Source organism: Methanohalophilus sp. WG1-DM (assembly GCF_004104135.1).
Lineage (GTDB): Archaea > Halobacteriota > Methanosarcinia > Methanosarcinales > Methanosarcinaceae > Methanohalophilus > Methanohalophilus euhalobius.
Window position 1 is genome coordinate 1 of record NZ_RRBA01000020.1, and the last position, 22,617, is coordinate 22,617.

At 43.9% G+C, this 22,617-nt stretch carries 24 protein-coding genes, 1 tRNA gene and 1 pseudogene; 7 read left to right on the plus strand and 19 right to left on the minus strand.

Going from position 1 to position 22,617, the window contains the following annotated elements; all coding sequences use genetic code 11:
- Nucleotides 1-378, minus strand: a pseudogene (locus CI957_RS09780) (RNA-guided endonuclease TnpB family protein); the annotation flags it as partial.
- Nucleotides 379-539: 161 nt separating this feature from the next.
- Between CI957_RS09780 and CI957_RS09785 the strand changes: the two are divergent.
- Entirely contained in the window at nucleotides 540-767 is a 228-nt protein-coding gene (locus CI957_RS09785; protein ID WP_128754765.1) for a winged helix-turn-helix domain-containing protein, read from the plus strand.
- 1 nt (nucleotide 768) lies between these two features.
- Here the strand turns inward: CI957_RS09785 and CI957_RS09790 are convergent, their stop codons facing one another.
- The 4 genes from CI957_RS09790 to CI957_RS09805 form a co-directional block, all read right to left on the minus strand.
- Nucleotides 769-2,133, minus strand: coding sequence for an ATPase domain-containing protein (locus tag CI957_RS09790; RefSeq protein ID WP_241646080.1), 1,365 nt, complete (start codon nucleotides 2,131-2,133; stop codon nucleotides 769-771).
- 71 nt (nucleotides 2,134-2,204) lie between these two features.
- Entirely contained in the window at nucleotides 2,205-2,441 is a 237-nt protein-coding gene (locus CI957_RS09795) for an exodeoxyribonuclease VII small subunit (protein ID WP_096712049.1), read from the minus strand.
- A complete protein-coding gene (gene xseA / locus CI957_RS09800; protein ID WP_128754766.1) occupies nucleotides 2,442-3,641 on the minus strand; it encodes an exodeoxyribonuclease VII large subunit in 1,200 nt (399 codons plus the stop codon).
- 126 nt (nucleotides 3,642-3,767) lie between these two features.
- The gene (locus CI957_RS09805; RefSeq protein WP_128754767.1) at nucleotides 3,768-4,769 is read right to left on the minus strand and encodes a Coenzyme F420 hydrogenase/dehydrogenase, beta subunit C-terminal domain; all 1,002 of its coding nucleotides are present in this window, start codon (nucleotides 4,767-4,769) and stop codon (nucleotides 3,768-3,770) included.
- Between the two features lie 268 nt (nucleotides 4,770-5,037).
- On the opposite strand from CI957_RS09805, the gene CI957_RS09810 reads away from it, so the two are divergent.
- Nucleotides 5,038-5,445: a hypothetical protein gene (locus tag CI957_RS09810; protein WP_096712051.1), complete on the plus strand. Its 408-nt coding sequence runs from the start codon at nucleotides 5,038-5,040 to the stop codon at nucleotides 5,443-5,445.
- A gap of 75 nt (nucleotides 5,446-5,520) precedes the next feature.
- Here the strand turns inward: CI957_RS09810 and CI957_RS09815 are convergent, their stop codons facing one another.
- The 4 genes from CI957_RS09815 to glnA form a co-directional block, all read right to left on the minus strand.
- Entirely contained in the window at nucleotides 5,521-6,261 is a 741-nt protein-coding gene (locus tag CI957_RS09815; protein WP_128754768.1) for a hypothetical protein, read from the minus strand.
- A 4-nt stretch (nucleotides 6,262-6,265) separates the two neighbouring features.
- The gene (locus tag CI957_RS09820) at nucleotides 6,266-7,780 is read right to left on the minus strand and encodes a glutamate synthase-related protein (RefSeq protein WP_096712053.1); all 1,515 of its coding nucleotides are present in this window, start codon (nucleotides 7,778-7,780) and stop codon (nucleotides 6,266-6,268) included.
- Complete coding sequence (locus CI957_RS09825; RefSeq protein WP_096712054.1) at nucleotides 7,777-8,832, minus strand: glutamine amidotransferase family protein; 1,056 nt, start codon at nucleotides 8,830-8,832, stop codon at nucleotides 7,777-7,779. The genes CI957_RS09820 and CI957_RS09825 overlap by 4 nt, the downstream gene beginning before the upstream one ends.
- Before the next feature lie 88 nt (nucleotides 8,833-8,920).
- Nucleotides 8,921-10,267 (minus strand): type I glutamate--ammonia ligase, encoded by a 1,347-nt coding sequence (gene glnA, locus CI957_RS09830; RefSeq protein ID WP_096712055.1) that lies wholly within the window; start codon nucleotides 10,265-10,267, stop codon nucleotides 8,921-8,923.
- Nucleotides 10,268-10,440: 173 nt separating this feature from the next.
- Here glnA and CI957_RS09835 point away from each other — a divergent pair, with 173 nt between their 5' ends.
- Entirely contained in the window at nucleotides 10,441-11,904 is a 1,464-nt protein-coding gene (locus CI957_RS09835) for a radical SAM/SPASM domain-containing protein (protein ID WP_096712056.1), read from the plus strand.
- A 545-nt stretch (nucleotides 11,905-12,449) separates the two neighbouring features.
- Here CI957_RS09835 and CI957_RS09840 read toward each other — a convergent pair.
- The gene (locus CI957_RS09840; protein WP_128754769.1) at nucleotides 12,450-12,839 is read right to left on the minus strand and encodes a transposase; all 390 of its coding nucleotides are present in this window, start codon (nucleotides 12,837-12,839) and stop codon (nucleotides 12,450-12,452) included.
- 419 nt (nucleotides 12,840-13,258) lie between these two features.
- On the opposite strand from CI957_RS09840, the gene CI957_RS09845 reads away from it, so the two are divergent.
- Nucleotides 13,259-13,717 (plus strand): bifunctional nuclease family protein, encoded by a 459-nt coding sequence (locus tag CI957_RS09845; RefSeq protein ID WP_105460263.1) that lies wholly within the window; start codon nucleotides 13,259-13,261, stop codon nucleotides 13,715-13,717.
- Between the two features lie 5 nt (nucleotides 13,718-13,722).
- On the opposite strand, the gene dinB is transcribed toward CI957_RS09845, so the two are convergent.
- From dinB to dusB, 7 genes are all read right to left on the minus strand, one after another.
- Nucleotides 13,723-14,814: a DNA polymerase IV gene (gene dinB, locus CI957_RS09850; protein WP_128754770.1), complete on the minus strand. Its 1,092-nt coding sequence runs from the start codon at nucleotides 14,812-14,814 to the stop codon at nucleotides 13,723-13,725.
- A 101-nt stretch (nucleotides 14,815-14,915) separates the two neighbouring features.
- Nucleotides 14,916-15,554: an endonuclease III gene (gene nth, locus CI957_RS09855; RefSeq protein WP_128754773.1), complete on the minus strand. Its 639-nt coding sequence runs from the start codon at nucleotides 15,552-15,554 to the stop codon at nucleotides 14,916-14,918.
- 25 nt (nucleotides 15,555-15,579) lie between these two features.
- Nucleotides 15,580-16,458: a pyruvate synthase subunit PorB gene (gene porB / locus CI957_RS09860; RefSeq protein ID WP_096712060.1), complete on the minus strand. Its 879-nt coding sequence runs from the start codon at nucleotides 16,456-16,458 to the stop codon at nucleotides 15,580-15,582.
- Nucleotides 16,455-17,669, minus strand: a complete 1,215-nt coding sequence (porA, locus tag CI957_RS09865; RefSeq protein WP_096712061.1) for a pyruvate synthase subunit PorA — start codon at nucleotides 17,667-17,669, stop codon at nucleotides 16,455-16,457. The genes porB and porA overlap by 4 nt, the downstream gene beginning before the upstream one ends.
- A complete protein-coding gene (gene porD, locus CI957_RS09870; protein WP_096712062.1) occupies nucleotides 17,670-17,930 on the minus strand; it encodes a pyruvate synthase subunit PorD in 261 nt (86 codons plus the stop codon).
- A complete protein-coding gene (locus CI957_RS09875) occupies nucleotides 17,930-18,475 on the minus strand; it encodes a pyruvate ferredoxin oxidoreductase subunit gamma (protein WP_096712063.1) in 546 nt (181 codons plus the stop codon). The genes porD and CI957_RS09875 overlap by 1 nt, the downstream gene beginning before the upstream one ends.
- 190 nt (nucleotides 18,476-18,665) lie before the next feature.
- Nucleotides 18,666-19,619: a tRNA dihydrouridine synthase DusB gene (gene dusB, locus CI957_RS09880; RefSeq protein WP_128754771.1), complete on the minus strand. Its 954-nt coding sequence runs from the start codon at nucleotides 19,617-19,619 to the stop codon at nucleotides 18,666-18,668.
- A 67-nt stretch (nucleotides 19,620-19,686) separates the two neighbouring features.
- Here dusB and CI957_RS09885 point away from each other — a divergent pair, with 67 nt between their 5' ends.
- Genes CI957_RS09885 through CI957_RS09895 form a run of 3 tightly spaced genes read left to right on the plus strand, consistent with a single transcriptional unit; the run spans nucleotide 19,687 to nucleotide 21,440 of the window.
- Nucleotides 19,687-20,238, plus strand: coding sequence for a dephospho-CoA kinase (locus CI957_RS09885; protein WP_096712065.1), 552 nt, complete (start codon nucleotides 19,687-19,689; stop codon nucleotides 20,236-20,238).
- The gene (locus CI957_RS09890; RefSeq protein ID WP_096712066.1) at nucleotides 20,225-20,659 is read left to right on the plus strand and encodes an RNA-binding domain-containing protein; all 435 of its coding nucleotides are present in this window, start codon (nucleotides 20,225-20,227) and stop codon (nucleotides 20,657-20,659) included. Before CI957_RS09885 ends, CI957_RS09890 begins: the two co-directional genes overlap by 14 nt.
- A complete protein-coding gene (locus CI957_RS09895) occupies nucleotides 20,652-21,440 on the plus strand; it encodes a sugar phosphate isomerase/epimerase family protein (RefSeq protein ID WP_311133157.1) in 789 nt (262 codons plus the stop codon). Before CI957_RS09890 ends, CI957_RS09895 begins: the two co-directional genes overlap by 8 nt.
- Here the strand turns inward: CI957_RS09895 and CI957_RS09900 are convergent.
- Together CI957_RS09900 and CI957_RS09905 are read right to left on the minus strand one after the other, a co-directional pair.
- Nucleotides 21,430-21,600 carry a type II toxin-antitoxin system ParD family antitoxin gene (locus CI957_RS09900; protein ID WP_096712068.1) on the minus strand — a complete coding sequence of 57 codons (171 nt, stop codon included), beginning with the start codon at nucleotides 21,598-21,600 and terminating at the stop codon, nucleotides 21,430-21,432. The two genes, CI957_RS09895 and CI957_RS09900, sit on opposite strands and share 11 nt — an antisense overlap.
- 576 nt (nucleotides 21,601-22,176) lie before the next feature.
- A tRNA-Lys gene (locus CI957_RS09905) sits at nucleotides 22,177-22,250 on the minus strand.
- Nucleotides 22,251-22,617 lie beyond the last annotated feature (367 nt).

Here is a 22,617-nt window from a genome sequence, read left to right on the forward strand (position 1 = left end):
GGAATATGCTTTTCTTCCGTTGATAGTAGTTATTTTGACCGTATCTTCATCAATTACAAAATCCCTTTTGTATGAAAAAGTCATTGAGGATGGCGAAAATTGTACCTTTTGCCATTTTGATTCTTTCAGTTTATACAATGTTTTGTAACACCCTGCAACTTGTCGTGGGATATTACAACTCATTTGAGATTTCAATTTTAATGTTTCACGAAGATATGCGTAAACTTCCTGCTGTAATTTCATCGAGGATATCGGTTTACCACTGTCAAAAACGATTTCAGAAGCATAATTCATTCCATCTGAATATTTCTGCATAGTTCTCACTAAATCATCATCAGGATTTACTATTTTCAAGATAACTGTTTTAGTGAGAAACATACAATAGTATGTTCACTTACTTATTATAAAAAATTGCTTTTGTGAAATATCAGGCGCATTCCTCTCCTACCTTACGAAAAGGAGAATCCTGCTCGAAAAGTTGAAGAAAGTTAGTTATAGCTGTAAACTTAATATTAAATGGTGATTCTGTGGAGGAAATAATGGGTTTTGTGACAGGGAATACGAATCGACAAAAACTTCTTGAAATGCTGGCTTCTAAAGGTGAACTCGAGACATCCCGTATTGCAAAGAATATGCATCTTGCACAGCCTTCTGTCAAAAGACTGGTGGAAGAGCTGGTGGAAAAGAAACTGATAGTTGAAAAGGAGGGTCAGTGCAGTCTGACAGAACTTGGGACAACAATTGAGAGGAAAGTGCAAAACCTCTGATTTATATTATCTCAATTCCGCCTTCTTTTATTTCATATTCTTTTATAAGGGGTTCACTGGCGGTTCCCCTTGATTTGATGATCTGGAACTGCCTTTTCATTCCTTTTTCAGTATCTGTCTGCTTAAGCAGGATTACATTATCCATTATGAAAGATGACTCCTTGCTCCTTATTTTTTCAGCCCCTCCAAAAAGTTCCGTGGTAAAAAGTGTCGTAACATCATGGCTTTTCAGGTAACCTACAAGGGAATGCAAAAATCCTCTTCTTTTAACAGGATCTATTATTGTGATTTCCACGTTCACAAGGCCATCTATTAGCAGTCTGGCAGGCTTTTTTTCCTCAACAATATTACTTATACGGTTGGAATATTCTGCATAACAGACGTTTTCGGTATCATAAGTGATTATACTAAGTTTTTCCTCGTCAATATATGATTGCAGGTCCCAGCCAAGATCCCCTGTGGCTTTTATTATCTGGTCTACACTTTCGTAAAAGGTGATGATAGCACAATTTTCCCCGTTTTCGAGCCCCTGCTGGATAAATTGCCATCCCATTATGGTTTTCCCGGTGCCTGGTTCTCCTCCTACAAGAATAGAACTTCCAGCCGGGACACCTCCGTTTAACATTTTGTCAACTTCATCGATGCCAGTGTCAACTTTATTATCTTCAGGAGCCCGTTCCTCATATTTCAGATTTGGGTATGCACTGAATCCGCGTGTGTTCACCAGATAATTGAATTTCTGGGTCATGCATTCATTACTGTAAGGGGGCTTGACTCCCGTCATCTTGAGGATTTCCATCTGGTTGGAGGTCTGCATGCCCTGATTGGTTCTGGACAGATAAATTATTCCATCTGCAAGATGGCTGACCACATAATTGTGAATTTCATCTTTCATTAACTCGCCTGTCAAAAACACCAGGGAATTGGATTCACGCACCATTGAGTCCAGGGTGTAAAAGAAACGCCTTCTCTCCTGTTCCACAAATCCAAATCCTATGGGTGTGATAGGGTCTATTACAAGTCTGTCTGGTTTTGCGGATGATATCGTATTGTCCATTTCGATAAGGGTACTTAGTGGATCCTTTTCTGCAATCGGCCTGTTAATCTCATGTACTTCCACGGATTCATCCAGAAATTCAAAAGTGGACAGGTACATCTTCAGTCGATCGGAATCTTCCGTTGTAATGGGTATGTACAGGGTTTTTTCGCCGGCTTTTGCTGCATTTGACAGCATCTGCAGTGCCATAGTTGTCTTACCTACACCAGCTGTCCCCGCAATAAGAATGATCGAAGGGGACTTGAAACCACCCACAATTTCGTCCATGCCATCAATATGACAGGGGATTTGCCTCAATTCACTCATCATAAGTTCTTATGAATTAAGAATTACTTATACTTTCTTGATTTCGTTATGCATAGAAGTTAAACATGTTTGTTTCAGCTTTGCTGTTCTAAATCACAGGTCTCAATTTCTTCGTTTTTTTCTATGAGTTGCTCTATGCGTTGTTCAGATTCTTGCAAAATGTTATTGCAGATGCCTGCAAGTTTTATTCCCCTCTCGAACATTTCCATGCTTTCCTGGAGGGATATCTGTCCGTTTTCAAGTTTTTCCACAATATCCTCGAGTTCGAGCAGGCTATCCTCAAAGTTTTTGTTTTCAGTGTTTGATGACATTTAGCATCCCTCATCCAAATTTTCTTTATGCTCCACTCTGCAACACCCATCCCTGAATTTCAATTGTAAACTCTGTCCCTTCTCAATATCAATAACACCGGTTATGGTCCCTCCCTCATCGGACTGTGCCACACAGTAACCACGGTCAAGAGTATTAAGGGGACTTACGGCATTCAATCGTCCTGCAAGGGCTCCGAGTTCTGCAACTTTAGTTTGCATTATATATTCCGTTCTGGATGTCAGGCGATATGTCACCTCATCCAGATGTTGGATGCGCTGGTTGAGCAGTTCCCTGTATCTATCAGGACTAATTCGGCCAGAAAGGTATTCAATATGTTTTTTCTGGTTCAGAATACGGTTTTTGAGTGCAGATTCCATTCTCTGTCGGAGGGCATCGATATGCCTCACCATTTCTGTCCTGTCGGGCACTGCAATTTCTGCGGCTGCTGAGGGGGTGGGTGCACGCACATCTGCTGCAAAATCTGATATTGTGAAATCAGTTTCATGCCCGATTGCCGCTATAACCGGCAGTCTGGAATTGTAGATAGCACGTGCCACCTTTTCCTCATTGAATGGCCACAGGTCTTCAAGGGAACCTCCTCCCCTGCCGGCAATAATGAGGTCTGCATCTGTACGATTGAGCAATTCCAGGGATCTTATAATGCTATCTGCGGATGCCTCCCCCTGGACAGTTGTCGGACAGAGCAGGATATCTACAGGATAGCGTCTCTGTAGTACATGCAGTATGTCGTGTATAGCTGCACCCGTGGCAGATGTGGCAACTCCTATCTTGCGGGGATAACGGGGGAGGAGCCTTTTGTGTTCGGGAGCAAACAAACCTTCTTCTTCAAGTCTTTTTTTGAGTTGTTCGAATGCTTTATACAATTCGCCCACACCATCCGGGCGGATGTCCCGCACCTGTAGCTGGTACTGTCCACGGACGGTGTAAACATTTACCGATCCAAAAACCAGCACTTTCATATCTTTTTCAGGCTCAAATTTTAATTTGCGGTTTGTGGAGCGAAAACTGACACAGCTTACCTGGCTTGATTCGTCCTTTATTGAAAAGTAGTAATGCCCGGATCGGTGTTTTGTGAGGTTGGATATTTCTCCTTCTACCCAGATCTGCTGCAGGGCCTTTTCAGAAGTTAACACGTTTTTGATATAGTTGTTCAGCCCGGTTACAGTATATATGCCCATCGTATTCTCCCCGCTGGTATATGCAAATCATGCTATTATAAATTGGTGCAGGCAGTATGAAAGTATTTGGATATCTTCAATAGGCATAAAAGAGTAAAATAAAGCAGTGATTAGCTGCTTTTGAATTCATTTTTGCTGCTTTTTGTCCCTGTATTTTGTGACAACTGCAGGGTCAGCCTCATCTGTTGCAACGAGCCTGCCACTTTCAAGAGCTCTGTCAACTGCCAGTTTACCCGTATCGCTGCGCACAATCAACGTTGTATATCCTTCCGGGCTTCCTACAGAACCTGCTGAAATATCAGCATACAGGGCATCGAAATCCTTACATATGTGACAACCTGGACGAATAGTATCTTCGATATCTTTCAGGGGAATGCTAATGTCCTCATTCTTGAGTGTGACAACAAGTTTTCCCCGTACATCCATGCGTTCTATGTCCAGTGGGTTGATCTGCAGTTCTGATTTGAGTTTGCCTTCCATGAGTTTTTCGTAATCGAAACTCTCTGTACAGAACAGGCCGATTACATATTTTATCGACTTTGCAAAGGGTCCAAGTAATTCATTATCACTTTTACGCAGCTTCTCCACTGCCCGGGCGGCACAGGGCAGGGCAACAATTGCTATGTTCTTGCACTTCTTCCCGATTACGGCTTCCTTCAGGGCTGCAAGCAGCGGAACCCACCAGTTATAACGGCTTCCTGCACTGCTTATCAATGCCTCGCCGGATGTGATGACTGTGGATTTTGGTTTCAGGGTCCAGGGGTCTTCTGTTACAGTTACAACAGCATCAACAATGCCTCTCTCCAGACTGTCATACAGGATTGCGGAAACCGCTCCTCCACTTTGCTTTCCCGGGATTTCAAAACCTGCCTTTGCAGCCATGTATTCTTCCCTGGAACTGCTACTTTCGGGCATTTCTCCTTCTATGCGGGGGCATATGTCATAACATGCACCGCAGGGAACACCATCAGTGGCCTCCTTGCAGTAGCCATTGCTGGAGGGTTTTATGGATTCTTCTCCCTTTTTGAAATACAGGGCATCTGCAGGACATACCGCCACACAACCCCCGCATCCGCTGCAACGATTTGTATTCCAGACTTTTTCCTTAAGATCGAGGTAGTTTCCCATGATGATCACATACATTTGACTAGGTTGGTTGTAAGGAAAGAAAACACTGTCCTATTTCGATATAACTTTTTCTTGTTTCTGATGGTAATGCGCTTTCTGGATACTGGGTTAAACAGAAAATAGAAATTAAAATTATGGTTAATAAATCAGATCCATCAAATTGTTTTATAAACCATGGAGTAATTTTATTGCAATATACACAGTGCAACTTTCATGTGCAATTATCCAATAAATAGTTGCATATGATGGCATATGAGTTTGAATCAAAATGCAAAAAAGAAATTCAATAATTGTGGGGTTACTTTTATTTATTTTAATTGGAATAGTATTGGCCATTCCAATTCTCATTTTCCAACCTGAGCCTGGCCCACTTGCATTCGGTGTCGATAATGTGGATAATACTGAACATAATGTCGTTGTAGAGATATTTGATTCTGACAACCAATCTATATTTTATGAATCCTATTTCCTTAAATCAGGAGACAGGACCGATCTTCAGTATATTAAGGGGCCTTTAGGTGTGTATAGGTTTGAAGTCACTCTGGATCAGGAAACCAAGCGGATTCACATGGCAGAGATACGATATGCACGAGATGTGAGCGGCTCTGATCTCGTGTATATAGACATCGTGAACAATACTGAAAATCCTATTGAATTTGGTATTGCTGTTCCATAAAGTCATTTTTGTTGCAATTGTTTCTCTGTTGCACTATGTGTCGTCAAAGAGGAATGCATGAATTAATCATGCAGTTCACTCCCAGACATATTTGCCCGCAAAAGGCCTGCTGCTTGACGCGACAATTTTTGTGTACTTTGTATCCAGATATTTTTTCGGGTCGATTTCAAAAGATCCGCAAAACTCTTCAATATAAGGACTTATCTTTTCCAGATCCTCTTCTGTGAATTCCGTGATCCTGGCACCCACGCCAAGCTGTCTTTCTTTCAATTCACCTCGCAGGATGATCTCACCACCGTGAATTCCACTGCCAACACCTCTGCCTCCAAAAGGATTGCTACTCTTGCCCAGGACAATTATTACTCCCCCGGCCATGTATTCTCCCAGGAATGAACAGGCATTGCCTCCAATAACCAGGATGGGTTTATGATCCTCTCCATATTCCTTCATATGAATGCCTCCTCTGTAACCGATATCGTCTCTCACGAATACTTTGCCGCCTCTCATGCTGTGGGCCACGGCATCTCCTGCACTGCCATGGATAACGATCTTTCCGCTGTCCATGGTATTACCGGGTGCGTGGTCGCAGTTGCCTTTAACGATACAGGTGGGGCCGTTCATGAACATTCCAAGGTCGCCACCCGGAACACCGTTGATCCGGATGGTAACTTCTCCTTTTAACCCATCTGCTATGAATCGCTGGCCAAGTACATTATCCACGATTATCTCAGTAGTACCCTCTGAAACAGCTCTGCGTATCTGCTGATTCAGGGGTGTGTAATGAAGTCCTCTTGCATCTATGTGTACTGGTTCCATTTGATCAGGCCCCCACAGGCTTTACCTGCAACACATCCAGGGTGCCTTCATCCAGCATATAGCCACGCAGCCTGCTACGATTACCTCTCAGGCTTTCTATACTGTTGATTCCGGCTGCACCCATGAGTTCACTGAGCTCCAGGGTCCAGGATTTAATTAGATTTGCAACATGTTCGGACTCAACTTCCGGATCAAGCCGGCTGACAAGGTCTTCCCTCTGGGTGGCAATACCCCAGGGACACAAACCACGGTAACAGTTTCCACAAACCCGGCATCCCATTGAAATCAGGGCTGCGGTTCCGATATAAACTGCGTCTGCACCAAGGGCTATGGATTTGGCAATATCTGCACTGTTGCGAATTCCCCCGCTGGCAATAACAGATACCTTGTTACGGATACCCTGATCATTGAGTTTCTGATCGACACTGGCAATCGCTGCTTCTATGGGAATGCCTACATTATCCCTGAAGACTTTCGGAGCTGCCCCGGTGCCTCCACGGAAACCGTCTATAACCACTGCATCTGCTGAGGACCTTGCAATACCAGCCGCCACAGCTGCGACATTATGCACAGCTGCAATTTTTACGAAAACCGGTTTCTTCCATTCGGTTGCTTCCTTGAGGCCTCTTACCAGCTGTGCCAGGTCCTCTATGCTGTAGATGTCATGGTGGGGGGCGGGGCTTATCGCATCGCTGCCTGCAGGTATCATTCGTGTGCAGGAAACATCCGTGCACACCTTCTCACCAGGCAGATGTCCCCCAATACCGGGTTTTGCTCCCTGTCCAATCTTGATTTCTATAGCGGCTCCCCTATCAAGGTAATTAATATCCACGCCGAACCGTCCGGAGGCCACCTGCACTATGACATTATCCTGATATGGATAAATGTCCTTATGCAGGCCACCTTCCCCGGTTCCCATGTATGTGCCGGTTTTGGCTGCTGCCTTTGCAAGACTTAACTGGGCATTGAGGCTGATAGCACCATAACTCATATGTCCGATCATTATCGGAGTCTGCAATTCCAGATTTGGGGATAGTTTGGTATTGAGTTTAATCTCCCCGTTTTCCTGCTTCCTTATATCAAGTTTTGAAGGTTTTTGCCCCAGGTAGGTACGTAATTCCATAGGCTCACGCAGGGGGTCTATACTCGGATTGGTTACCTGGCAGGCATCCAGCACCAACCTGTCGTAGATTATAGGATAATCCTTGGCATTTCCCATTCCCGCCAGGACGATCCTGCCACTTCGTGATTGGTTTATGACATCCTCCCGGGCTTGCGGAGTCCATAAGGGATGGCTGCGGTAATCAACGGGATGCTCACTGAGATTGATGGCATCCCGCGGACACATTGAAATGCAACGGTGGCATGCTGTGCATTTGCGTGAATCGATCAGGATATTGCCGTCATCCTCTTCCCGGAATACACCATAGGAACAATTATACACACACCTCATACATTGCATACATTGCTGCCTGTCTATCTGTATACGGTATTTCAGGGGTACACTTCCCAGGCTCATGTTACAACCCTCCCGATTACCGGCTCACCAGCACCCGGCATGTGGATATCCTCCACCTGGGGGTCCATGGTTCGAATTGCGGCTTCCTCACTGGATATGTACAACCTCGAACCGTGTTCCCCAACTACCAGTGGCCTGAGTTTTATCCTGTCAGTGAACCCTACTATGCCATCATGAGTGGCCACAACTATTGCGAAGGGGCCATTCATGAGAGCCGGGCCATAGGTCAGGCGAATTGCTTTGTTGAGTTCACGCTCTTTATCATTCATTTCATCGATCTCATCCCAGAAAGGCGGAGCCATTGCTTTTACAATGATCTCTGATGGTAATTCGTGATGTCTGCCGAGCAGGTCGAACAGGTATGCAACAACCTCGGTATCTGTATACATTGTACACTGGTAACCATTGCTTTCTACATATCTCTGATTTGTCCCGTAGGAAGTAATCTCTCCGTTGTGTACCACCGACCAGTTCAGCAGGTTAAAGGGATGTGCTCCTCCCCACCATCCCGGGGTGTTGGTGGGATAACGGTTATGTGCCAGCCAGATATAACCTTCATATTCATCAATTTTGTAAAAATTTGCCACATCTTCCGGCCACCCTGCGGCCTTGAACACTCCCATATTTTTCCCGGAGGAAAATACCAGGGCTCCTTCGATAGTCGAGGAATTAATTTCCATGACCAGATATTTGACGATATCTTCATCCGGTGTGAGACTTCCGGTCATAAGATCAGTATAGGGTTTGAAGAAGTATCTCCAGGGAACATGACTCCTTTTCAGGTTGGGTTGTTCCTTTGTAGGAATTTCTTCCTGATGGACGACGCGTCCCCATTTCTGGATAATATCATCAACTTTTGATTTTGGCTCCACAAGATTATCAAAGAATATGTGCAGGGCATAACAGTCTTCAAAATCGGGGTATATGCCATATGCAGCATAACCTGCACCTTCACCACTGCCACGCTCATTCATAAGGCTGAGGGCTTCTTTGATTCCCGAACCATTCATTTTTTGTTTCTGTCTGTCAATAACTCCTATTATCCCGCACATCGGCATCACCTTGTTATGATATGTAAAAGTGTGTATAAAGTGTATGTATCTAAAAAAATTTGGGCGGGACTTCCTGTGAAATCCCTGCTTAAAGTACACCAAGGTAGGTATCCAGTTCCCACTGGTGTACTTGGGCCTTATAATCATCCCATTCCTTATTCTTGGCACATAGGTAGTTGTTGAAAAGGTGGTCTCCCATGGTCTTTTTAACAAATTCACTGCCTGCCATTTCGTCTATCGCTTCCTTGAGGCTTCCTGGAAGAGAATTGATCCCCATGCCTTCTCTCTCCTGTCCGGAAAGTTTGAAGATATTGTGGGTTACTGCTTCTCCAGGGTCGGTTTTGTTCTTGATTCCATCCAGGCCTGCAGAAAGCATGGTTGCAAAGGCAAGATATGGATTACATGCCGGATCAGGACACCTGAGTTCTACCCTTGTACCCTTGCCCCTGGTTGACGGGATGCGTATCAGGGAACTGCGGTTACTGTCCGACCAGGTTATGTAGATGGGCGCTTCATATCCCGAGACAAGTCTTTTGTAAGAGTTGACAGTTGGGTTGGTTATTGCCGCGAATTCCCTGATATGTTCCAGCAGTCCGCCGGTGTAATACCTGGCTATGTCGGAGAGTTGGTTTGGAGTATTCGGATCAAAGAATACGTTTTCGCCATCCTGTGACATCAGGGATTGGTTGGCGTGCATTCCTGAGCCGTTTACACCGTAGAGTGGTTTCGGCATGAAGGTTGCATAGTAACCGTGGTGGTTTGCTATGGATTTGACCACATACCTGAATGTGATTACATTATCAGCTGTAGTAAGGGCATCCGAGAACCTGAAATCGATCTCGTGCTGTGAGGGGGCAACTTCGTGGTGTGATGCCTCGAGCTTGAATCCCATGTGTTCCAGGGCATAGTCAATTTCCCTGCGCACATCCTGGGCCATGTCAAGGGGTGCAAAGTCGAAGTAACCGCCTTTATCGGTAAGTTCGGTTGTGGGATTGCCTTCACTGTCCAGTTTGAACAGGAAGAATTCAAGTTCCGGTCCCACATTCATGGAATATCCCATGTCCTGGGCTTCCTTAAGGGTCTTTTTGAGAATGTAACGTGGATCTCCCTCGAAGGGGTTGCCATTCGGCAATTTTACATCACCTATTATACGCGCAACAGCTCCTTCGGTTGGTCTCCAGGGCAGGATACGGAATGTTGAAGGGTCGGGCATTAGCATCATGTCCGATTCCTCAATGCGGGTGAATCCTTCGATTGAAGAACCATCGAACATCACTCCTTCATCGAATGCCTCATCCAGGTCTTCGGAAGGAATTGCCCAGCTCTTGATAATTCCCATTGTGTCGGTGAACTGGGTACGTATAAACTTTACATCATTTTCGACGACCGCTTCAAGTACGTCTTCTTTGGTCTGTATCTCTGGCTTATGTTTCATTTCTCTCACCCTTCACAGGAATGCAGTAACCACTTACCGTATTACTTATATATAAAGATAACTACTGCATGCAAACAAATATAAAAAAAATATTTAAGCAATCTCATTTCATATAGATAGGGGGTACCAGGAAAACGGTCAGATTATATGAGTTTGATTCTTGGTAGAAAACTATGGATTATTCATCAAAAGCACAGACTGAAGAAATGGCATCTCTTGTAGAAACATGGTTAGGTAATCCTGCCACACGCAAAGTTCTCAGCAAGGTCGTTGCCGGATCTGATGGCATGCAGCGAATGGAAAGAATCCTGAAATCTTACGGGTGGGATACGGAGGATGATCTTGGCCTGAAGGACCGAATTGTCGGCAAAACGGTTAGAAGTATAATTGGACAGGTTGCCAATAAAACCGGCATCACAGAGGATGATATAAAGTCCAATATGAAGGTGGGTTACTGGCGCAAAGGGCTTGTCTCGACTCTGGCAGGTATTGGTTTGTGGGGTCCACAAAAGCCCTTCACTTCTTATGCACCCTTCCTGGTCGTCTGGAACTCTACCAATGCATGCAACCTTCATTGCAGACACTGTTACCAGAGTGCCATTAGCAGGCCCACACCGGATGAATTGAACACAGCTGAAAGGGTCAAAGTTGTGGACAGACTGGCAGATGAAGGGGTTGCCTATATCTCCCTGTCAGGGGGAGAGCCTCTTATGCGGAATGATTTTTTTGAAGTGGCTGCAAGAATATGCCAGAGGGATATGGGACTGGCTCTTGCGACCAACGGTACAATGCTAACGGCTGCACGGGCAAAGCGACTGGCAGATCTTGGTTGTTCCTTTGTCCAGATCTCTCTGGACGGTACCAGGCAAACTCATGATAATTTCCGTGGACTGGATGGAGCCTTCGATAAGACCCTGGAGGGTATCAAAAATGCAGTGGATGCGGGCCTGAACACTGAAGTAGCGATGACAGTAACCTCCCAAAACCTCGATGAGGTAAGTGAAGTGATTGATATCACTGAATCACTGGGTGCCGGCACCTTTATGCACTACAATTTCATCCCTGCCGGAAGAGGAAAGGAGATTATGAACAAGGATCTTTCTCCTCAGCAGCGTGAATCCCTTCTTGAGGAACTGGCCACAGAGGGGGAGAGAAGAAATATCAATGTACTTTCCACGGCTCCTCAGTTTTCACGGGTCTGCATGGGTGGGAGACATTCAATATCTTCATTGACCCACTTTGATTCGATCGGACAGAATAAACAATTGGCAGACAAAGTTGAATTTCTTGCGGAGTTTGTGGGAGGCTGCGGAGCTGGCCGTCTGTACTGCGGCCTCCAGCCAAACGGGGATATAATTCCATGTGTGTTCCTGCCAAAAACACTGGCAAACATCAGGTACAACAACCTTGTAGATGTGTGGCAAAACAGTGATTTTCTTGCAAAAATGCGTCAAAGGAATTCCTTTAAAGGGCAGTGTTCTGAATGTGCTTATTTGAAGGTTTGCGGGGGATGCCGGGCACGTGCATTTGGTTATTTCAATGATGTACAGGGGCCTGACCCCGGCTGTATACGGAATGCCGCTAGCTGGGATGAGCTGGAAAAGAAAATTGAGCACGATTCTGTACATCCTCTGTGAAAACAGTCGTTGTCGTTTGCCTCATCTTTATAACAAATGAAAATTTACTTGCAGGTAGGTGAATATAATCATGGCAAACTGGGTACGTATAAATTTTACATCATTTTCGACGACCACTTCAAGTAGTCTTCTTTGGTCTGTATCTTTGGCTTATGTTTCATTTCCCTCACCCTTCACAGGAATGCAGTAACCACATACCTTGTTAGTAGTATATAAGACATTCTGTAACGATGGGCTTGACCATAAAGTCCACTACATTGTGGTCAATGGGATACATAATAGTTAAAAGGTCTACTTTATGGTCAAAACATTAACTCGGAAAACGCTTGCTTGTAATATGATAGGCAAAAATCAGGGAGTGATAAATTACAATATTAAGAGACTGTCGGATAATAGATAAAAAAGATCCCCTTTACTTCATTAAAGAGCAAATTTAAGGCTTAAATTCATTTTTTTGAGAAATTATCATCTATTTGTTTGACATATTTTCAATCCAGCTTCTTTCAATCCTTTTTTAAGCCTCAACTCTTTCATCCCTTCTATCTTTAACATATATCCCCACTCATTTTAATAAATCTCTTTAGATTAACTGCAATTCCTGTTAACATTGCCTGGATATTCATCTTCTCTTTCCCCCAGAACTTTGCTCTTTTCAGCCCATGAAATCTCTTCATCTCTCCCTGTTTTGGTTCGATATGTGCCCTCATTTTCATATCCCGTTTAAAATCTCGAGATTTACTGTATCTTTTAGCCTCTTCTAAAAAGGTATTGATTCTAAAAAGGTATTGAACTACTGCAGACCGTAGCATCATTTCAGGTGTGTTGGTTACAGGACGACCTTTGTTTGAACAATAGAGTTTTTCACATGTTACATTGATGAACGAGAAATCAACATTTTCATTGATCTTATAAAGCAAATGGTTTTTGAGTATCAATTCGTAGACATCAGGACCATACACGAATGTTGTTTGCTTGGGTTTTGAACAGAATACATTTTAATCACGATAGAGTTAATTATTTCAGTTGATTATGGTTATATGATATAAATGTATCTCTTGATTGTGATTATGCGGTAGAATATGAGTATATACAATAGAAACTGTATGATATGTGTCTGTAAGTAGTAGACTTTTCCGACAGCCTCTACAAATTCCATTCAAAATTTATAAAAAGATTTTGTATATTGATATATTTCCTCACTCATAAAATAATAAATAAGTTACGCTCATGCAATGCCTGGTGATAATGAATAAATAGTTACGCTTTTAAAATGAAAAACTAATTTGATGGTCTCAGTTTCAACAGAGCAATCAATTGATAAGATATTAATATTATTGAATTTCATGGTAAAGGCATGCCAGAAGAAGACGAAACCTGCCAGGTGAATGTAAAGGGGGTTTACCTCATGAAAATGGAAGAGGGAATAGCGCCAACTGTCATCCTGGAAGATCCGGCCGGAAAAATAATGCCGATTTATATCGGGCATCTGGAAGCCCTGTCCATAAATAATGCATTAAACAGTGAGACCACACCTCGTCCAATGACCCACGACCTTTTAATGTCCATCCTCTCAAGAATGGAAGGCAAAGTTGAAAGCGTGTTTATTGATGAAAAGACAGAAGGAGTATTTTTCGCCCGTCTGACTTTGAGCAAAAACGATGTTAAAATGGAATTCGATGCAAGACCCAGTGATTGCATCGCCCTTGCTCTGAGAGCAGATGTTCCAATCAATATCAAAGATGAAATTCTGGAAAATGACATCATAAGTCCCGAAAAACTGGACGGTGCGAAATCATTCGAATCTATCCTTTAACCGGCTCAAAAGTAAGAAGCAAGCGTTGTCTGAGACGATATTTCCTGTAACCCGGCAACCCTAACTCCAATCCGGCGAATGGTAGGTTTGTTTTCTTCAAGGAAGGTTGTTAGCAATTTGTCCAGATGTTGTCTCAGAATTTCTTTTTCAGCAACCGCTCTCTGGAGGGTATGGTTACGAGTTTGGGTTTTGAAATCAGATGTGATCATGATCAGTGTAACCTGACGGAAAGAAACACTTCTTTCGATAGTCTTTTTAATCACATCCTCGGCAAGGTTATCCAGAACTGGCATTATCAAATCGTAATCCGATGAATTTTCCGGCAAAGTGGCTATCCTCCCAATTTGCTCACTTCCTTCCCTTTGCCTGACAGGAGACTCATCAATCCCCTGTGCAGCCTTTTTGAGCCATGAACCTTTCTTTTTACCAAAAGCATCTATGAGAGACACAATGTCCGAAGAAGCAAGTTGTCCCACTGATTTTATGCCCATTTTTTCAAGCCTGGCGGCTGTGACATCCCCTACACCCCAGAGTTGAGAGGGAGCACGATTCGCCAGAAATTGATTTACATCATGTTGTGGGATGACAGTAAGTCCATCGGGTTTATTTTCTGAGGATGCCATTTTGGCAATGAGTTTGTTGGGCCCGAGCCCCACAGAACATGTCAGCTGTTCTTTTTCCAGAATCTTTTGCTTAATATCTTCACCCAGTTTACGGGCACATTCAAAATCACCGTTACAGTTTGCCGTAACTTCGATGAATGCCTCATCTATACTTATCTGCTCAAAGGATTCATCATTATCTGCATGAGAGCGCAGTATTTCCATGATACTGTCAGAAACTTCAGTGTAAAACTCTTTTCTTACAGGAAGAAAAACCGCATCCTGATTCAGTTTAATGGCTCTGGAACAGGGCATACCGGATTTAATACCGTATTCGCGGGCTGTATAATTGGAGGTGCTTACCGAGCTCCCGTGCTCCCCTCTCCCCGAATACATACAGACCACCACAGGCCTGCCTATAAGGGAAGGGTCTTCACGCTCCTCAACAGCAGCATAAAAGTAGTCCATGTCCACATGGACAACAATACGTGACATAATAAAAAGAGAGGTTTTTTAGATTTGTATAGTTTGTGGAAAAATAGATTCTCATTCTTTTTTCACATATCGATAGGAATAAAATGAACTATACGGATATATCAAACCAAACTGGAGGGACATAAGTGATTTACAACACATTTCCCACATGCGGGTTTGCGGGCAAAACATATGTTCCTGCCATGTAATATCAGGGTCAGGGAAAAATCATCCCACTCACTTTGATCGACAAGTTCTATCAGATCCTTTTCAATTTTGACAGGATCCTTATTTTCAGTAAAACCCAGTCTTGTAGCAAGACGTTTGGCGTGGGTGTCCACAGCAATACCCGCTTTTACACCAAAACCCCTTGCAAGCACTATATTGGCAGTTTTGCGAGCCACCCCGGGCAGTTTTAACAGGTCTTCCATCGTGGATGGAACTTCACCCCCAAAATCCTCGATGATAATTCTGGCACTCTGTTGCAGGTGTTTGGCCTTGTTGCGGTAAAAACCCGTGGAATAAATATCCTTTTCCAGTTCATTGATGTCCACATCCGCATAATCAAAAACCGTGCGGTATTTCTTGAACAACTCACTTGTAACTTTATTGATCTGCACATCCGTACTCTGGGCTGAAAGAATAGTGGCTACCAGCAGTTCCAGAGGGTTTTTGAAATGCAGAGCAGGCTGCGGATCAGGATACTCCTTTTTAAGAAGTTCCCATATTTGAGGGAAATTAGAAAGATTACTTGCCGCCATAGAAAAAGAAAAGGAGATTTCAGACTTATTCAAGCCCGAAATCTTCAATGTTTTTATCTGCAAGTGCCTGGATCAGTTTGAGTTGTTCCTCTCCGCCTTCCATTTTGAAAAGATGTTTGAACCTTTTCTGCATCTTGAGATAATCCTCGACAGGCTTTTTCTGTTTGCCTATTTTGCGTACCTTTGTAACTTCACCATTCTCCATTTCATACAGCGGCCACAGACCGGTCTGTACTGCCAGTTTTGCAACTTCCACAGTCTTGGAAGTGTCAAAACCCCATCCTGTGGTACAGGGCGCATGGGCATGAATGTAGGTTGGGCCTTCAATCTCGGTTGCTTTCTTGATCTTCTTGATCATATCCCTGGGATAACCCAGGGAAGTTGTAGCAATGTATGGAGAACCATGAGCTGCCATAATTGCAGGCATGTTCTTCTTGGGCCTGGGGTTCCCATAGGAAACCTTTCCGGCAGGGCTTGTTGTGGTAGACGCATCAAAGGGTGTAGCACCACTCCTCTGCACACCGGTATTCATGTATGCCTCGTTATCGATACATACATAGGTTATATCATGGCCTCTCTCAAAGGCACCGGAAATGGATCTCATCCCGATATCAAGAGTAGCACCATCTCCTGCCAGAGCGATTACCTTGGTATCACCTTTATTACCCATTGCCTTAAGGGCAGCCTCCACACCGGAAGCCACAGCCCCTGCATTCTCGAAGAGGGAATGAACCCACGGGACCTCCCATGAGGTTTCGGGGTAGGGGGTACTCATAACTTCCAGACAGCCGGTAGGGGATATAATAATACAGTCCTCTCCTGCGGCCATAAGGGTGAACTTGGCCACCATTGCATCACAGCAACCTGCACAACCACGATGTCCTGATGTAAACAATGATTTCACAACAATTCCTCCTTCAGATCAGCATATTTGCTCTCAGTGTTGATACCCGAAGAGATTATGCCTTTAGCTTCCTCCACTATATCCTCAATGGTTTTTTCGGGTATGTCACGACCACCGTGTCCGATCATCCGGCCCACTATCGGGACATCAACCTTAGTATTATACAGGCTTGCCTTGGTCTCGGTAAACAGGGATCCTTCATTGAGTCCCAGAGAGATGTTCTTGTCAAGTGCGACAACAACCTTTGCATCCTTGATAACATTCTTTATTGCTTCTGCCGGGAATGGCCTGAAAGTCCTTACTTTAAGTAAGCCGACCTTGACTCCCTTCGCACGGAGTTTATCCACGACATCCCTGATGGTTCCTACAAGTGAACCCATAGCCATAAGGATTATATCAGCATCTTCTGTCTCGTATTCATCGATCAGACCACCATAGTACCTTCCAAATATTTCATAGAACTCATTGGCAGCTTCTTCTATCTTGGGCAGGGCATTATCCATTGCCTGTTGCTGCAGGTACCTGAATTCGGTATATACAGTCGGGTCTGCAAAGGCACCGAATGTAAGCGGGTTTTTAGGATCGAGTGAGTATTCCGGTTCATAAGCAGGCAGATATTCATCCACAAGGTCCTGTTCCAGCAAGACCACGGGCTCATAAACATGAGACAGGATGAAACCGTCCATACAGGTCATTGCAGGCATCATTACATCCTTATCTTCTGCAACCTTGTAAGCCTGAGCGGTCATATCCGAGATTTCCTGCAGATCTTCGGCATACATCTGGATCCAGCCTGTATCCCGCTGAGAGATGGAATCCTGCTGGTCGTTCCAGATATTAATCGGGGCACTGACCGCACGATTTGCGATGGTCATTACAATCGGCAGGCGCATTCCTGATACGTTAAAAAGCACCTCATGCATCAGTTCCAGCCCCTGTGAGGTGGTGGCTGAATAACACCTGGCACCTGCTGCTGCAGAACCTACAAGAGCCGAAAGGGCGGAGAACTCTGATTCGACTGTTATATATTCACAGTTTGGAATCTTACCATCGGCCATGAACTGGGAAAGGTCCTCCACAATATGGGTCTGTGGTGTGATAGGATATGCGGAAATAACATTTGGCCTGCATACCTTCACAGCATGGGCCACTGCATAGGAACCTTCGGCCACATCCATCTTATCCTTGTCAAGGGTACGTATAACTGTCATTTATTTCTCCTCCAGTACCATATCAATGGCTTCCGTGGGACATTCATTGGCACAGATTCCGCATCCTTTGCAGTAATCATAATCAAATTCAAAGAATCCGTCGTCCATGGGTAGTACTGCCATATCAGGACAGAGCAGTTCACATAATTTGCATTTGATACATTTGTCGTAATCAAAGACTGGTCTGAAAGTTCTCCAGCCACCTGTCTTGTTTACCCTCGTGGTACCGGGTTGACAGACTCCTCCGAGTTGTATGCTCATTATTTATCCTCCGCCATCAAGTCATAGGCTTTCTGCACAGCCTCTGCATTTTTCTCTCCTATTTTACCAGAGAAGCGCCCCTTTACTGCATTAACAATTGAACTGGCCCTGACCTCGCCCGTTGCACCGGCAAAGGCTCCTAAAAGAACAGTATTGACAATAGGCCTTCCAATGATATCAAGAGCTACCTTTGTTGCATTCACGGTCATTATACGGGCATTTGTGTCAAGATCAAAATCTTCCGGAGCAAAATCAGAATTAATAAGTATGATACCATCATCTTTTGCCCCGCTGTCAATATCCACTACCTCAAGAAGAGTGGGGTCCTGAACGATTATGTAATCTGGTTCATAAATCTGGCTTCTGAGCCTGATTGGGGCATCACTGATCCTTGTGAAAGCCTGAACCGGCGCTCCACGTCTTTCGACACCAAAGGCCGGGAATGCCTGGCTAAACTGGCCATCCTCAAAAGCGGCGCCTGCCAGTAGTTCGGCTGCTGTAACCGAACCCTGTCCGCCTCGACCATGTATTCTTATTTCTTTCATCTGTATTCTCCGTAACAAACGTAATGAACATATATTGTAGATAGCGGATACGAACCCGCATGCATCAACAATTACCGTTTGGATGGTAATTGGAATAAATGCAATGTTTAATTGTGTAGAATAGCTAATTATTATTTAGTTTTTCGGTGATAACAGATAAAAATTATTTTAAAAAATCCTAAAAGAACAATTATGACTCCTTGCATAGCATTCCCATCCTGGAAATGATATCATCACTACTCTTTACGTTCTGGATGGATTTGCGAAATGACCTGGAACCTGCAAGACCCCTGGTAAACCACGCAGAATGTGCTGCCAGGTTTACATTTTTGTCCAACCCATGGGTTTCCAGCAGTTTCAGGTATTCCTCCAGACTGCTTTTTCTCTGATCACAATCGGCTGAAGGGGACTCCGTGCCGCTTTCAAGGAATGCCCCTATCCTTGAGAAGATATCAGGATCTCCCATGGCTGCCCGCCCTATCATAAGACCGTCACATCCCGTATATTCAAGAACCTGGGCAGCAAAAACACCGTCCCGTATATCCCCGTTTGCAATAACAGGAATTGATAGTTCCTCTTTTATCCTGCGAGCGTGCAAATGATCCGCCAACCCCGAATAGTGCTGCATGGCAGTCCTTCCATGGACTGTTATGGCCGAGACACCGGCGTTTTCAAGCCTTGATGCAAGTTCCACAGTCTGTGACACATCCCTGAATACGCGTATCTTTACAGTCACAGGCACATTTACTGATTCCACCACACACTGTATAATATTTTCCAGCACATCGGGTTTTTCCATAAGCTTTGAGCCCGCACCCGTTTTCCGGATTCTGGGAGACGGGCAGCCCGCATTGATATCTATAATTGAAGGAGATGATTCATTTTCAATCAGGCAGGCAGCCTTTGCCATAGAAACCGGAGAATTGCCAAATATCTGGACACCGAATATACCCTCATCCGGAAAACTTAGAGCCATCTGATGTGATTTTGCATTGTCGTGCAGTATCGCCTCGGAATTGATCATCTCGGTAAAGGCAAAAGATGCACCCCTACGCCTGCAAACTACCCGGTAGGCAAGATTGGTTACCTCTGCCATTGGAGCAAGCAAAAGGTTTCCTCCAAGCCTTATCTTTCCGATTTGCATGATATTCCATAGGGATAACGATATATAAATAATAACATATCATAGGGCAGGAGAGGAGAAACAACTCATGAAAATAATAGCCTTTGTAGGAATGCCCGCCTCCGGGAAATCCGAAGCCTCAAAAGTGATCCGTAATATGGGAATTAATGTAATCAATATGGGAGATGTGATACGGGAAGAGGTCAAGCACCGCCAGCTCGATCCAACAGACAGCAACACTGGAATGGTAGCCAATGACCTGAGGGACAAAGAAGGCATGGATGCAGTTGCCAGGAGATGTATCCCGAAAATCAAACAGAATGATAACGATGTTGTTGTGATCGATGGCATCCGCGGGATTGCAGAGGTGGAAATTTTCAAGAAAGAATTTGGAGATGAGTTTTCATTAATCGCTATAAGCAGTCCTATTGAAAACCGGTTTAAACGTGTGCGTAAAAGATGCAGAAGCGATGACATGCAAAAAATCGAAGATTTGAAAATCAGGGACGAAAGGGAGATGAAATGGGGAATGGGTCAGGCAATGGAAACTGCCGATGTAACCATTGACAACACCGCAAGTCTCAAGGAATTTAGAAAACAGGTGAAAGATACGGTGGGAAGAATAAATGGCCAGCGTTAAGTTTTGGGCCCGTGTAAATCCAACAGAGGATGTCTCAAAGGTATGCGAGGCGCTTACAAGGATTAGTGGTCTTGCACCCCGTTTAGATGATAATATCGCAGTTATAGATTGCAACCATCGTGACCTGCAAATATTCCACCACCTGCTGCGGGATGAAGCAATCCTCGATACCGCAAGGTCCGTTCTCGAAAAAGGAATACACAGCCCGGAAGAAAAAATAAGTTTCATGCTCAATAAACAGGTTGCTTTTGTGGGACGCATCAGTTTTCCTGCAGGAGAAGAAGAGCTAGGGTCGATCCATGTGGAAATTAAATGTAATGAAGGGGAACTGGAAGATATAATTAACTGGTTAGCCCCTCCCACAGAAGAAGGAAAACCTGTTTATGAAAAGGAAATGCCCCCATTAAGAGAAGGTGAGTAAGTTGCCACCGGCAATCGGGTTTTCTGCAAGAGCAAGCGGGGAAATGCCACTTGAATGGGCTTATGAACTGGAAGAGATGGGATATTCAGCAATTGAACTTGTACAGGAAGGAAAACAGAAAATTACTGCTGAAAACATTGACAGGATACAACAGATAAAGGATACAACAAACCTGACCTTCACAATACACCTGCCGTTTTCTGACATAAACCTTGCAACCCTCAATCCCGGTATACACAAAGAAATTATAAGGCAGATGGGACATTGCCTGCACATGGCATCAGGTCTTGCTGAAATCGCAGTAATCCATCCTGGTTATCTCTCCCCTGAAGGAGCATTATATCCCGAAAAAGCCTGGGACAATACGATAGGATCACTGAAAGAGATAAGCACGATTGCAGAGGATAAAGGAATTACGATTGCACTGGAGAATATGCCAGATATGCCTCACATATTTGGAAAATATCCTGCTGAAATACTGGAAATAATAGAAAAGGCAGATTCGGATAATATAGGCATGACACTGGATATTGGCCATGCCAATACAATGGGCTTGCTTGATGAGTTTCTGGATTCCTGCAGAGAAGTAATGATCCATTCCCACATACATGACAACCATGAAAAAAGGGATGAACACCTCCCTCTTGGCAAAGGCTGTATTAATTGGAAAAAAGTATTTGACAGGGTTGACGGTTATGAAGGGTTGTTTATTACAGAAATGAAAAATCTGCAAAATGGTACAGAATGCATGGAATATTTGAAATCAAATCTTATTCTTTAATTCTTCCGTGCCTTGTGTCCACATCATCCATCCTATCCAGTAATTTACGGATTGCAGTCCGAATAGCATCCGACTGACTCACGAATTTCCTATCTACCCCTACATGACAATTAAGATCATCAAGCAACTGCTGGGGGATATCCACACTAACCTTGGGCATAAATCTCACTCTCCTGTGAATTTTATATAAGATAATAACTGATAATACATATAAACAACTCGTTGAAAACGGGCCTAAGAAAATAAAGTTGGCATACGTTCAATTATGTTTATAGAATAAGGGGAGTTCTATTTCAACAACCGGATACAACATATTTTTGGGATTTTACAAAATAATAAGCTCTATATTGAAACCTATAGAGGAAAAGCCAGACACAAAATACTCTGGTATTGAGTGGGATGTATCACACAAGCGGCTCAAACCTGGGGAAATATCACAATAACGGGCAATACTAAGCCCGACGCCCGCATAAACATGATCGTGAGATTCAAGGTGGCAGTTGAGGTGCATGATGGCAGGTACAGTCATGATTTCCGGAAAGTGCAAATTCCAGAAGGCCGAATGAATTTAAAGTCCAAACAAGGCCTGTTAAGAACATGACATTTACCGTTAAAATGTTGATGCCTTCCCGACAACACAGGGATGCTGAAGAGTCGGTGGCCACATACATAGACACAAATGTGCCTTCCGGCACCTTCAATATATTCTTAGATTAAAATAAGAAAAGCAAATAGGCGGGCCGGAAGGGATTTGAACCCTCGGCCTATGGATTAAGAGTCCATCGCTCTGCCTGACTAAGCTACCGGCCCATTTGTGCGGCCCTTCATAAGCATTACCTGAATATATACGTTTCGGCAAAAAGATAGGCACTGTTCAGTTAAAAAATAACTAAATGGGGATTCATCCCCCCATTTAAAGGGGATGAAAATGGAACAGAATGCATAATTAGATTTAGTGCCGGTAGATATTAAATCTTACGTGCAAAGGAAAAGAAGGAATCTAAAAGCCATAGCATTATCCATACTTGTGTACCAGCAGGGACTTAAGTTTGAGGAAAAACTCAGAACTATTATTATAACGCGGCTATAAATCCCGATTCTAAAAGAATAATCTATGCCAAGATATATCCTACAAGGAACCACTTAACTACGAAATCTTTCTTTAAGGATTTGAAAC